Annotated in this window: 12 protein-coding genes; 5 read left to right on the top strand and 7 right to left on the bottom strand. The window is 42.4% G+C overall.

Features of this window, described 5'->3' with window-relative positions:
• Positions 1–69 precede the first annotated feature (69 nt).
• Genes MAHAU_RS03215 through MAHAU_RS03200 form a run of 4 tightly spaced genes read right to left on the bottom strand, consistent with a single transcriptional unit; the run spans position 70 to position 4093 of the window.
• Positions 70–993 (bottom strand): AEC family transporter, encoded by a 924-nt coding sequence (locus MAHAU_RS03215; protein WP_013780290.1) that lies wholly within the window; start codon positions 991–993, stop codon positions 70–72.
• A 32-nt stretch (positions 994–1025) separates the two neighbouring features.
• Complete coding sequence (locus tag MAHAU_RS03210) at positions 1026–1679, bottom strand: response regulator (protein ID WP_013780289.1); 654 nt, start codon at positions 1677–1679, stop codon at positions 1026–1028.
• Positions 1672–2838, bottom strand: coding sequence for a sensor histidine kinase (locus MAHAU_RS03205; RefSeq protein WP_013780288.1), 1167 nt, complete (start codon positions 2836–2838; stop codon positions 1672–1674). Before MAHAU_RS03205 ends, MAHAU_RS03210 begins: the two co-directional genes overlap by 8 nt.
• Before the next feature lie 13 nt (positions 2839–2851).
• On the bottom strand, positions 2852–4093 hold the full coding sequence (locus MAHAU_RS03200) for a homocysteine S-methyltransferase family protein (RefSeq protein WP_013780287.1): 1242 nt from the start codon (positions 4091–4093) through the stop codon (positions 2852–2854).
• 150 nt (positions 4094–4243) lie between these two features.
• Between MAHAU_RS03200 and MAHAU_RS03195 the strand changes: the two genes are divergently transcribed.
• Positions 4244–4723, top strand: coding sequence for a protease complex subunit PrcB family protein (locus MAHAU_RS03195; RefSeq protein ID WP_013780286.1), 480 nt, complete (start codon positions 4244–4246; stop codon positions 4721–4723).
• Here the strand turns inward: MAHAU_RS03195 and MAHAU_RS03190 are convergent, their stop codons facing one another.
• Positions 4724–5881 carry an MFS transporter gene (locus MAHAU_RS03190; RefSeq protein WP_013780285.1) on the bottom strand — a complete coding sequence of 386 codons (1158 nt, stop codon included), beginning with the start codon at positions 5879–5881 and terminating at the stop codon, positions 4724–4726.
• A gap of 20 nt (positions 5882–5901) precedes the next feature.
• A complete protein-coding gene (locus MAHAU_RS03185; RefSeq protein WP_013780284.1) occupies positions 5902–6897 on the bottom strand; it encodes a Gfo/Idh/MocA family protein in 996 nt (331 codons plus the stop codon).
• Positions 6898–7130: 233 nt separating this feature from the next.
• Here MAHAU_RS03185 and MAHAU_RS03180 point away from each other — a divergent pair, with 233 nt between their 5' ends.
• The 4 genes from MAHAU_RS03180 (at position 7131) to MAHAU_RS03165 (ending at position 11234) form a co-directional block, all read left to right on the top strand.
• On the top strand, positions 7131–8363 hold the full coding sequence (locus tag MAHAU_RS03180; protein ID WP_013780283.1) for a magnesium transporter MgtE N-terminal domain-containing protein: 1233 nt from the start codon (positions 7131–7133) through the stop codon (positions 8361–8363).
• Positions 8360–9598: an Nramp family divalent metal transporter gene (locus MAHAU_RS03175; protein WP_013780282.1), complete on the top strand. Its 1239-nt coding sequence runs from the start codon at positions 8360–8362 to the stop codon at positions 9596–9598. Before MAHAU_RS03180 ends, MAHAU_RS03175 begins: the two co-directional genes overlap by 4 nt.
• Positions 9599–9682: 84 nt before the next feature.
• Positions 9683–10378, top strand: coding sequence for a rhomboid family intramembrane serine protease (locus tag MAHAU_RS03170; RefSeq protein ID WP_013780281.1), 696 nt, complete (start codon positions 9683–9685; stop codon positions 10376–10378).
• Positions 10379–10406: 28 nt separating this feature from the next.
• Positions 10407–11234 (top strand): SDH family Clp fold serine proteinase, encoded by an 828-nt coding sequence (locus MAHAU_RS03165; RefSeq protein ID WP_013780280.1) that lies wholly within the window; start codon positions 10407–10409, stop codon positions 11232–11234.
• A gap of 131 nt (positions 11235–11365) precedes the next feature.
• Here MAHAU_RS03165 and MAHAU_RS03160 read toward each other — a convergent pair whose 3' ends face one another.
• Positions 11366–13597, bottom strand: coding sequence for a glycoside hydrolase family 3 C-terminal domain-containing protein (locus MAHAU_RS03160; protein WP_083809936.1), 2232 nt, complete (start codon positions 13595–13597; stop codon positions 11366–11368).
• Positions 13598–13682: the final 85 nt, after the last annotated feature.

Raw genomic sequence — 13682 nt, 5'->3', positions numbered from 1 at the left:
CGCTTTAAGCCATATATATTGTTCACAAAATTTTGTCGATTCTTTTTAGCCATATTGTATAAGCCACATCTATTTTATGAAATTTTGTGCTACATATATGAGAATGGTTTCAGTAAAAGCGCTCAACAGCGTAGCCGAAAAAACCGTCTTTGATGCAAAGTCAGGATTAGAATCATACTCCAACGACAATACTACTGTATTGACAGCTGTAGGCAACCCTGACGATACAAAAAGAACCTGAGCCAGCAATCCATGAAAGCCAAGCAGTTTTATTATTAACAAAGCTATAGCAGGCCCACCTATAAGCCTTATAGCATTGGAGAGCAATACGCTCCATTCAAAATCAAGTTTGGTGGATATCAATTGGGCGCCGAGGGTAAGCAACGCCACCGCTATCATAGCTTGACTCAGATAATCCAAGGATGTCGCAACCGGCTGCCATATATCTATATGTAACAACCTCAAACTTAGAGCTAATATGAGCGCATATATAGACGGCAGCTTTGCTATCCCTTTTAACGTTTGCTTAAATCCATCCCCTTTATCGCTTGCCTGAAATGCTCCCAAAGTAAAATTGCTTATATTTTGCGCAATCATCACTATAACTTGTATAGATATAGCAATGGGATCGTTTTTAAATGCCAGCGTTATTAAGGGTATACCGTAATTGCCGCTGTTATAAAACATAATCGAATTGGCAAAGGCATTTTCCATACTTTTGCCATCTTTGAGAAGCTTGCCTACGCCATGGCCTGTTATGTATAATAAAAACAAAAATACAATTATAAAAAGAATAACGCTGCCTAATAATTGCATTGAAATCTCAGTCTTATAGAGCTGATTGAACATAAAAGCCGGAACCATTATGTATAGGTGTAATCGCGATAAGCTTCTAACATCCAAATTAAAGAAATAATTAAGCATCGCTCCGACGCCTACTATCAAAAATATAGGCAATACATTATTAGTCAATATAAATGTAAAATAATCCATCTCGTTGCTTCAATAGCCCCTTATCGTTCAAGTTAATTATAGCCATGTTTTATGGCATATACCGCGGCTTGGGTTCTGTCCGATACATTGAGCTTTCTGAATATGCTGGAAAGATGGTTTTTTACAGTTTTCTCACTTATAAACAGCTTTTTGGCTATCTCTCCATTGCTCAATCCCTTTGCAACAAGGGCCAAAACCTCCCGTTCCCTTTGCGTCAGGTCGTCATCATATCGTATCCCTACATTGAAGCCATATAGCGGGCTGGCTTGATCCTCTTTTAAAACAGGATTGGCCATCTCGGTCTGTACATATAGCTGCCCTCGATATGCTTTATGTATAGCCTCTACAAGCTGATCGACTTCGGCATCCTTTAGGATATATCCACAAGCCCCTAATTTAAGGCTTTCCAAAAGATACTGCTTATCATTATGAACAGTAAGCATTATAATGCGAGACGGACATTTATTGCTTTTTAGCACTTTAATAGTCTCTAATCCGTTCATAACCGGCATATTTATATCCATAAGTATAACATCTGGTATTATGGATTTCGTTTTTTCGATAACCTCAGAGCCGTTGGCGGCTTGCGCTATGACATCTATATCAGGCTCCAAAGACAATATGCGTTCCAGGCCCTGCCGCATAAGCGGGTGGTCATCTGCTATCATAACCTTTATTTTATCCATTGGTTTTGTGCTCCCTTTCTATCGGTATAGATGCAAAAATAGTCGTACCTTCTCCCGGAGAGGTTATTATATCAAATTTACCGTTTAGCAACGTAACCCTCTCTTTCATACTGTAAAGCCCAAAACCCGCAGCATGTTCCCTCTCCTCTGTCTTTAATATGGTTTTTGAATCAAACCCCACGCCATCATCGTTTATCCTTATATTCAGCATTTTATCTAAAAATTCTAGGTATATAAGAACATTCTTAGCATGGGAATGCTTTCTTACATTATTCAAAGCTTCCTGTATCACACGGAAAACTGCCACTTCTACAATCGATTTCAACGCAACGGTATGATTGCCCTTAATCTTCAGATCCACCGTTATACCGCTTTCTTTCTCAAAATCTTCGACGTATTGCATAAGTGTGGGTATAAGGCCTAGATCGTCCAATGACATGGGACGAAGATCGAATATAACCTTGCGTATTTCGCTGAGGCTGTTGCGTATCATATTTTTCAATTCCGAAAGCTCATTATGAGCCGCTCGAACATCGGTATCCAGCAGTCTATCGCACAGCTCTGCTTTTAATAGCAGGTTGCTCATGGATTGCGCAGGCCCGTCATGTATATCCCGGGCCAGGCGCTGCCTCTCCTCTTCTTGAGCCATTATTATGCGGTTGTTCATAAATTCCTTAAACTGCATATCCTGCAGTTCGTTAGCGATATCACTTAGATCGCTGGTTATCAAGGCAAGGGCCGCAGCGATCTGGCTGCTTATTCTATCGGCCTTTTCCAGCGTATCTTTAACCCTTTTTACCCGCTGTTCTATATCCTTTCTCTGCTCCTGAAGCTGCTTTTCGAGCTGTCTTTTTAATGCCAGCTTCAACTGGAGTTCACTAGCTTCATCGTAGGCGGCCTTTACCTCTTCTTCACTGAATATCTGAAAATTCTTACTGACTTGGGCCAGACGCTGCCGGCTTTTGCGCAGCAACTTCTCCAGGCTGTCCACTTCATCTATAATAAGCCTTATCTGGCATTGTATATCGACCAAGCGCTGCTGTAGTTCGTTCCATTCTTTCAACGCCTCTTCGTTTATATAATTTATTTGCTGCTGGCTTTGCTTTATCGTATTTACAACGTTCTTCAATATATAGTCAAGCTGTCCTACATCTACCATACTCATCTCACCATCACATTATCACGGCCTTATATCTATTGACCAGCGCTCTATCCGCATCCCCTATGACACCGGCTACACCTCCATAATATCTCAATAGCCAAGCCAATATATCATAACGTGCATTTTTAAATATCAGCGGTATCCTGCATAGAGACGTTATATCGTTCAACAGTTCATAGACATCGCTTTCGCTGCCATCCCATGCTGTAAAATCCAGTACGATGGCATCAGCAGCCTCGGATACAGCATTCATGACTGATGAGGTCGGATCGTCGCAAGCTACATTTATCTCGCATAAAGATTCTATCCTGCTAACATCTACGCTCTTAGAGCCGGAAGAGATAATATTAGTCATCTTTGGATTAACAGCGGGCGAACGCTTTCGACCCTTAAATTTATCGGCTAAAAGCTTTATATGCTCAGGTGTGGTACCGCAACAACCGCCCAGTACAGCAGCGCCAGCCTTGGCAAAGTCATCCATCCATCGTAACATTTCCTCAGGACCCAAAGGATATACCGTAATACCGTCCTGGTCATGCGGCATACCGGCATTGGGCTGGGCCATGAGAGGCACTGAGCTGTAATCAGCCATTTGCTTTATAGCTTCATATGCCACTTCTACACCGCCCGAGCAATTCACGCCCACCACATCAGCACCCGCCGACTCCAAGGCTAAAGTCGCGCTGACGGCATCATTTCCCATCAGCGTCCTGCCGTTGGCTTCAAACGTCATAGTGGCTGTTATCGGCAAACCGGTATTCTCTTTGGCCGCTAATATAGCAGCGCGGGCCTCATTTATATCGGACATGGTTTCTATACATATTATATCAGCTCCTGCTGAAGCTGCTGCTAATATTTGAGATTTAAATGCATTATATGCATCATCGAACGAAAGGTCACCGAACGGTCTCATCAAATGCCCCGTAGGCCCCACAGAAACCGCAACCCATCCATCATCGCCCATAACGTCCCTGGCTAATTTGACGGCTGCGGCGTTTATAGCGTCTGCCTGTGCAGATAATCCCCACCTGGCAAGTTTTAGCGCATTGGCTCCGAAGGTATTGGTTTCTATCACATCGCTGCCAGCATTTTTATAGGCCTTATGTATAGATATTATCACATCCGGATCCGCGATATTCAGCTCCTCCGGGCATCTATCAATACCAGCCTTTTTTTGTTGCAACATGGTACCCATAGCGCCATCAAATATGACAAAATGCTCATTTAAGTATGGTATAAAATCTTTCCCCATGTTCTACATCACCTCCCCAATATTATACACAATATTTATAAAAATTCATAGAAAGAAAATAGGAATGCAATAATTTTGTAAAGAATGTTAATTATTTTGTAAAAACTTTCTTCTATAATAAAATAAGAATATGTAAGGAAGTGCTTTTTGATGATGTTAAGAGAGTTGTTATCTATAGCTTTACTCGCAGGTATAATATTAATAATATCCGTAGGCTGCGCCGTCGAAGCTACCGGCGATATGCTAAGCTTTACCTTGACACAGCCCGACCAACTGCCAAAGGCAATAGACGCTTTCTTAGATGAAAATAAGCATTATGAAACCGTCGCTGTATTTGAAGATGCTCACTATACATATTTTGTCGTAAACAGGGGCGTTATGCCTACCGATGGTTATGACGTCAATATAACCAACATATATAAAACCAATAATGACCATGTTGCCACCATTCGCGTAGAGGTAGAATATATCAATCCAACCATAAATCAGGAAATAAATAATACTCTAACATACCCTTATTGTGTAGCTAAAACAAACGCAATGGATTTATCCGGCTACATCATAGAATTCTATGAAAATGAGCGGCTCATAGCCTCGATAGATCAAAACGACATAATACACTTAAAATAATCAAGCTTGGCTATGCCTGCCACCATTTGCAAAAATGAAACCAAAGGCCGCCACAGTTGCAAATGCTAGCAATGAACTGTAAAGGAATACCTGCCTTATACCAACCATATCGCTCAAAGCTCCGCCCAACATGCTTCCTATAATACGCGATAAGCCCATGCCTATAAGCCCATTCATCGTTTGGCCTGATGCTCTCAACGCTTTTGGCACCTCTCTGTTTATGTATGTAGCTAAAGCAATAGATAATACGATAAAAATAAGCCCGTGTAACGCTTGCAGTGGCAGCACTACATAGGGATTTGTAACGAAATGAAGTATCAACCACCGTACGGCGGCCACAACACCGGAGCCAAGCAGCGTATAATATACGCCTATTTTATTCAATATTTTATCGGCAAAGAGTAAAAACGGTATCTCGCTCATGGCCGATATAAACATAGCCCATCCTAATAGAGCATTATCGCCACCCATACTCCTAAAGTATATTGGAAAAAAAGCGTAATAGAAACCCAGCGTGGTTTGTATTACAAGGTTAAAAATCATTAACAGTACCAATTCTCGGTTTTTGAACAACTCCCATATAGCTACTTTGGGTGCATTGAATTGATATCCTTTAACTTTCGGTAGAAAAAAGGATATTATAAAATTTAGTATTATAACAGCAAAGCACAGCACAAATATGGCACTTATATATCTTTTAGCTATAGCACCTGCCACAACCGACATAACGGCGAAGCCGATGGTACCAGCCATTCGTATCAGGCCAAACTTCCAGTGAGTTTTTTCTATGTATTCCAGCGTTATAGCATCTATCAAAGGCCCAATCGATGTTTGGAAAAAAGTATACATAGCCATTATAAATACGAGATAATAAAAGCTTTCGGATAATGGATACATTATTATGCTTATAGCACTGCCTAGAAGCAATGTCTGCAGAATTATATTTTTGGCCTTGGCCCTATCCCCCGCTATGCCCCATACAGGCTGCGCTATCATGGCTATAAAAGGCCCCAGCGCTAATAGTGTCCCTATAGCCGTCTGCCCATATCCTATATGATCCAAATACACCGGCATAAAAGTGCCGTATACAGCATTCACCATATAACTCAATGCATAGAAAGATATAAAGTAATACAGATAATTATTTCTTTCCTCCATGATGATCTCCTCTTTTTAGCTTATTCTATGTTCACTACAGCATTATTCCTCCACGACAAATGCAATGCCTCTATAACTCTGGCGTTTTTATATGCATCCTCGACATCCAGCGTCAGCGGCCGACCATCTAGTATAGCTGTAGAGAATTCATCCAATTCGCATACGTACTGGTTTATAGCAGGAATAACTATAGGCTGTGATTTGCCGCCTACCGTCACAACAAAATTAACATCGCCTACCGGCCAGAAAGCAAAACCGCTGGGAACATCTATAACCCCTTCAGTCCCTATAATAGAATACCTATTAACATCGCTGCTATCGAATCCGCTGTAAATGGATGCTATGGCCATGTCATCGAACATCATTACAGCCGATACCGACGTGTCTATATCTATGCCGTTGCGGTTGCGTGCATGAGCAAATACTGATAGCGGTTCTTTACCTATAAAATATCTGGCTGCATTGACAGCATAACAGCCCACATCATATAGCGAACCACCGCCGAATTCTTTATACATCCTGTAATCTTTATCGTTTGCAAACATTCCCGAAAACAAGCCTTCAAATAGCCTTATTTCGCCTATGACGCCTTGGTCTATGAGCTGCTTTACCTTTTGGGTAGCCGGATGGAGCCTGTACATAAAAGCTTCCATAAGATACACGCCGTTATCACGGCAGACATCTATCATGCGCCGACAAGCCATAGCTGTAATACCCATAGGCTTCTCGCATAGAACATGTTTGCCCCTTTGAGCCGCTTTAATGGTCCACTCTTCGTGCAAATGATTGGGCAGTGGTATGTAAACCGCCTGTATATCCGGGTCAGACAACAGCTCATCATAATTTCCGTAACTTTTAGACGCTCCCAACCTGTCGGCTATGCGATCGGCCCTGGATTTATCGCGGCTGGCTATGGCATAAAATTGTGAATGCCGCGATAGTTTCATAGAAGGAATAACCTTTTCCACTGCTATGCGGGCACACCCTAGCACGCCCCAATTTATCTTGTCGCTCATCACTATTCCCCCCGATAAAGTAAATATCATAATCTCTATTGTATAACATATAAAGCCATGTTATCATATTTATAGTATCATATATCTGAAACATTTGCACATTAAAATATATTTTTAAAGGGTGGTGGGAACTATGCAGGACGACGGTGGTCCTGGAAAATTATACAAGTATATCCCGCCTCATCTTTACGAGGAGGTGAGGCAATAATAAAATAGAAAGCGTGGTGTAATAAATGCAAGATATGTTTTTCAGCCAATTGGTAGGTAAACCAGTATTCACGCAGCAAGGCACGTATATAGGTAAGTTAAAGGATGCTATAGCCTCTATATATAAGGAACCACCGATAGTAACCTCTATTGTCATATCGGCTGGTCCTAAAGTGATACTGGTCCTAGATGCTGATATAAACGTTGTAAAAAAGGATGCTATCATACTCAACAAGATACATCATTCGCCTTTACCGGAAGATATCCTATATATAGCACAGGATATTATGGACAAACAGATAGTAGATGTAAATGGCAGAAAGGTAGTAAGGGTAAACGACTTAAAAGCAACGTTTATAAGCCAAAAAATAGTTATAATAGGTGTGGATATAGGCTTTTCCGGTCTGCTCCGGCGCCTGGGCATAGAGCGCCCGATTAAATTCTTATGCAAGTTGCTGCACATACCCCTAGGTGATAATATAATAGCCTGGGATAATGTGGAACCGATTGTATCTGAAGAGCGCCATCTCAAGCTGGCTGTACCATATAAGAAACTAAGGCAGCTTCATCCGGCGGATATAGCCGATATAATAGAAGACCTGGATAGTCACTATCGTTCTGCGGTATTTCATGCTTTGGACGAGCAAACGCTAGCCGATACTTTAGAAGAAATAGAGCCTGATGTACAGGTAAATATAATAGAAAATATGAGCGAGGAAGAGGCATCAAACATCCTCGAAAATATGCCTGCTGATGAAGTTGCTGACATATTAGAGGAACTCGACGAAGAACGCGCTCAAAAACTGCTGGAGCGCATGGATAAAGAAGACTCCGAAGAGATAAAAGAACTGATGGAGTATGAAGACAAGACTGTGGGCAGCATGATGAGCACTGACTTCATCGCCTTTCCGCCTGATATAACAGCGCAGCAAACTATAGATCAACTGCGCCTTATTCAACCATCTCCAGATGAGGCTTATTATCTATATGTTATAGACAAAGATGAACACCTTATAGGCGTGGTATCGCTGCGCGATCTTGTAGTGGCTCCACCGGACAGACTGCTAAAAGATATAATGGATCCCAACGTCATATACGTTCGCGATACCGACGGTATATATGATCTGACCGAGGTTGTAACCAAGTATGATCTTTTAGCTGTTCCTGTAGTCGATGATGATATGGTCCTGGTGGGTGTAGCCATTATAAACGATATTATAGACGAGGTATTTTTGCCAAGAAGGAGGAAACATGCATGAAACTTAAGAAAAAGCTTGCTAACAAACAAGTGCTCGTTTTCCTCACTATATTGGGCCCAGGCATTATAGCCGCCAGCGCCGGCAATGATGCCGGTGGCATCACCACATATGCTATGGTCGGTGCTGAGTTGCAATATAAAATGCTATGGGCCATATTCCTCATGACCTTTAGCCTTATCATCGTCCAAGAGATGGCAGCACGTATGGGAGCTGTAACCGGAAAGGGTTTATCTGATCTAATACGCGAGCAGTTCGGCGTTAAATCAACGTTTTTTGCTATGCTGACGCTTTTTACCGCTAATGTAGCCGTTACTACCTCTGAGTTTGCCGGCATCGCGGCCAGCTTGGAATTATTCAATATATCGAAATATGTATCTGTACCCGTAATGGCGCTTATAATATGGCTATTAGTATTGAAGGGCACTTATCAAACAGTGGAAAAGGTGTTCATAGCCTTTTCTATGTTGCTGCTGTCATATATAGTGGCTGGATTTATGGCCAAACCCGATTGGAGCGAGGTCGCTCGCCATACTTTTATGCCCACAGTGGAATGGAATTCCAACTTTTTAACATTGTTTGTCGGCACGGTTGGCACGACCATAGCCCCTTGGATGCAGTTTTATCTTCAGTCATCTATAGCGGATAAAGGAATAACGATTAAGAATTATTCTTATGAGCGAATAGATACCATATTGGGGGCCATAGTGGCCGACGTGATAGCGTTTTTCATAATATTAAGCACTGCCTCGGCACTATATCCGCACGGCATAACTATAGAATCCGCAAAAGATGCAGCGCTTGCTCTTAAACCATTTGTGGGTACGTATGCCCCTATAGTATTCGGCATAGGATTGTTCGGGGCCTCAGTTATGGCAGCGGCTATACTACCCCTGTCTACATCATATGCTATATGCGAGGCGTTTGGATGGGAGAGCGGTCTTGACAATAAGTTTGAAGATGCGCCTGTGTTCTTTATACTGTACACCGTGCTTATCGTAATAGGTGCGTGCATAGTGTTGTTTTCCAGCCAACTGCTCGTGCATATAATGCTTATAGCTCAAGTCATAAACGGTATATTGGTCCCTGTAATACTGATATACATGCTTAAGCTTACGAATAACCGCCGTCTGATGGGTGAATATGTAAATTCCGCGATTTATAATACAATAGCATGGATAACCGTAATATTTACAATAGCGCTTACCGTGCTTATGTTCGTATTCATGTTTCAATGATATCCAGCCTATTATAGCTTGCATATAAGCAAAGCCGGATATATAATAATATTAACCAAAAGAGGAAAGGCAGGCGATTGCAACATGATCCCGCTTAGAGATACCATCCCCAGTAAACATACGCCGATAATGACATGGGCTATAATAATAATAAACGCCATAGTATTTCTATACCAATCCTCATTGCCAGACAGGCAGGCTCTAGCCATTGTATATCAATATGCCTTTATTCCTGCGCGTTTGGCTGAATCCTTAAACAACCCCGCAGCATATATACCACTATTCACAAGCATGTTCATGCATGGCAATTGGATGCATATAATAAGCAACATGTGGTCGCTATGGTTATTTGGCGATAATGTAGAGGATAAAATGGGAGCCATCCGATTTCTTATATTTTACATATTATGCGGCTTAATAGCCGGTTTGGCTCATTTCCTCTCTGGCCCAAATTCTACCGTGCCTACGCTTGGCGCATCAGGAGCTATAGCCGGAGTAATGGGAGCGTATTTTGTGCTGTTCCCTCACTCAAGAATCATCACCTTGATACCTTTCATAATACCGTTTTTTATATATGTTCCATCTGCTGTATTCTTATTTGTATGGTTCATAAGCCAATTGTATTCTGGTATTATAGAGGGCATAGCAGGCAGGGCTGTAGGCGGCGTAGCCTGGTGGGCACATATATTCGGTTTCTTGGGGGGTGTACTTTTATACAGGATATTCATAAGGCGTAAGAATTCTTACCCAATATGGGACGATGAATATTGGCCATGGTAATTTTATATTTCAAAAGGAGGTATAGAGTATGTTCTTTGATTTACTGTTTCTATTCATAGTAATCTCGGCTTTGCAGCCGGTAATGAAACAAAAGATGTTGGAATCTTCCAGGCAAAGATTAATATATGACATAGAAAAAAAGCATAACTCCAGAGTCATAGCTATGATACATCGCCAGGAAACCATGAGCATACTGGGCTTTCCTGTAATGCGCTACATAGACATAGACGACTCCGAAAGGGTTATACGGGCTATACAGATGACCGATCCGGATTTGCCGATAGACCTCATATTGCATACTCCCGGCGGGGTGGCTTTAGCCGCTGTTCAAATAGCCCGTGCTCTCAAGAAGCATCCCGGTAAAACAACCGTATATGTACCCCATTATGCCATGTCAGGCGGCACGCTTATTGCCCTGGCTGCTGATGAAATAGTAATGGGCGAGCAATCAGTATTGGGGCCAGTCGACCCACAGATAGGACAATATCCGGCGCCATCCATTATCAATGTACTGAAACAAAAACCGCTATCGGCCATCGATGACCAGACCCTCATACTTGCCAATATAGCAGAAAAAGCCATAAATCAGTTAGAAGGCAGTATAATAGACATTCTGCCTGATCAATACTCCAAGGATGATAAGCAACGTATAGCCAAAATATTGACACAGGGCAATTGGACGCATGACTTTCCTATCACAGTTGACGTTGCTAAAAGCCTTGGGCTAAATGTAAATACCAATATGCCAAAGGAAATATACCAGCTCATGAATCTGTATCCGCAGCCGGTACGCCAGACACCTACTGTGGAATATCTGCCCGGTTATCGCGGCGAACGAGAAAATACTGAAAAATAATTGCAGGCATCATAAAGCTGAACCCCAGCAATTTTTGATTGCTGGGGTTCAGCTTTAAAACCAGCTTTGGATATGTGCTGAGATGTCAATACCCCATCTCAGTCACTTGCAGGGCACACTTTTAACTCATATTAGTATTGCTCGTTTAATTTGCTTATCAGCATGTTCATCATATCTTCGGTGAACATACCGCCGGAAAATGCCACCAACGCCCTCAGAGGTGTATACTTCATCATAGCAATCATCATATCATCGGACGGCTCATTTCCTTCTCCCATAGGTATATTAAACTGCGCAGCAAGTTGTTTTATTACCTCAGCCCCGTGCGGGTCTGCCATTATATCCCCCAATAATGAATTTCTATGATAGTATTTCTTTACAGGCACCGTAGAATTTACCTTTACAGTTTCCCTGAGAACTATATCCTTTGAAGATTTACCTATTAATATCTCGAAATCGCCGCTTTCCACGTGCCAGTCCTTTACGTCGGTATTATAATAGGCAAATGCCCTTTTATCCAGCATAAATTCGACTTCTTTTTCTTCTCCGGGCTCAAGCTCTACCTTGCAAAAGCCCTTTAGCTCTTTTTTAGGCCTTATAACGCTGCTCTCCACGTCTTGCACATACAGTTGAATTATATCTTTGCCTGCCACTTCCCCGACATTCTTTACCTTCACTTTTACCGTAATCGTCTCGGTATCATTGACCTCTTTTTTATCGACCGACATATCATTATATTCAAAGCTTGTGTAGCTCAACCCATATCCGAATGGGAAAAGCGGCTCTATCTGCTTAACATCATAATACCTGTAACCGACAAACAACCCTTCTCTATACTCTACCCTGTCGCCTTCTCCCGGAAAGTTCAAATACGACGGATTATGGCATAATTTTTGCGGGAAGGTTTCGGCCAATTTGCCACACGGATTGGCATAACCGAACAGTATATCCGCTATAGCCCCCCCAAAGGCCTGCCCTCCCAGATAAGCCTCTATCAAGCCCTTTACATTGCTTAACCACGGCATCTCCACAGGTGCACCGTTGCTCAATACAACAATGGTATTGGCCTGCACCTCCGATACGATCTCTATAAGTTTATTGTGGTTATCAGGCATATGCATATGCGGTCGGTCGTAGCCCTCCGATTCATAGCGTTCCGGCAATCCTGCAAATACAATCGCCACATCGGCTCTTGCAGCAGTTTCTTTCGCTTCGTTTAGCAACGCTTCGTCCATTTCATCGCTGTCCAGCTTATAGCCGTCAGTATATATCACTTCGGCATCTCCAGCCAGTTGTTTTATCTTTTCATAAGGTATATCGATTTCAGTTGGATTTACATGAGAGCTGCCTCCGCCCTGATATCTCGGGTTTTTAGCAAATGCGCCTATAACGGCTATGGTCCCTTTTTGTTTTAACGGCAGTATGTTATCTTCGTTCTTTAGTAGGACCATGCATTGTTCGGCCACTTTTTTGGCAAGCTCGTGATGCACTTTTTTATCATAAGTTGTATTTTCTTTCTTGTTATCAACAGCTTCAAATATCACATTAAGAAGTCTTCTAACAGCTTTGTCGAGCACTTCCTCCGATATTTTGCCGCTTTTTACTGCTTCTACTATCTTTTTATCGTTTATACCGTTGCTAGATGGCATCTCGAGATCTAAGCCCGCTACCAATCCTTTGACCCGTTCATCAACCGCACCCCAGTCAGACACCACAGAGCCTTCAAAACCCCAGTCTTTCCTCAACACCTCTGTAAGCAAATACTCATTCTGCGAGCAGTATGTACCGTTGATTTTATTATAAGCACACATTACGGTCCATGGCTTAGCTTCCTTGACAGCGGTTTCAAAGCTGGCAAAGTATATCTCTCTGAGCGTACGCTCATCTATTATGGCATCGACCGACATTCTCCTGTGTTCCTGATTATTGGCAGCAAAGTGCTTTAGCGAGGTACCCACGCCTTTACTCTGCACGCCTTTGATATGGTTGGCCGCCATTTGAGAAGAGAGATAAGGGTCTTCCGAAAGGTATTCGAAATTTCTGCCGCATAAGGGCGAGCGTTTTATGTTAGCAGCAGGACCCAGTATTATAGAAACGCCCTCGGCTAGGCATTCTTCAGCTAACGCTTCGCCGACCTTTTTTATGAGCTCTCTGTCCCATGAACATGCAAGCCCCGCTCCTGATGGAAAACACGTTGCAGGTATGCTTTGATTTATACCTAAATGATCTGATTCTTCGGCCTGTTTTCTAAGACCATGCGGCCCATCGGTCATCGTAATAGACGGAATGCCAAGCCTCTCTACAGGCTTAGTATGCCAAAAATCCAATCCCGAGCACAGACTAGCCTTTTCTTCCAGCGTCATCTGTGACACTATGCCTTCGATATCTCTATCCACGATCCCAACCTCCTGTTTGTATATGATACCGCTATTATACCTCTTAATGACC

The sequence above is a fragment of the Mahella australiensis 50-1 BON genome (assembly GCF_000213255.1).
Taxonomy (GTDB): Bacteria; Bacillota; Clostridia; order Mahellales; family Mahellaceae; genus Mahella; species Mahella australiensis.
The sequence above is the reverse complement of the archived record's forward strand: the minus strand, read 5'-3'. Positions and strand labels throughout refer to the sequence as shown.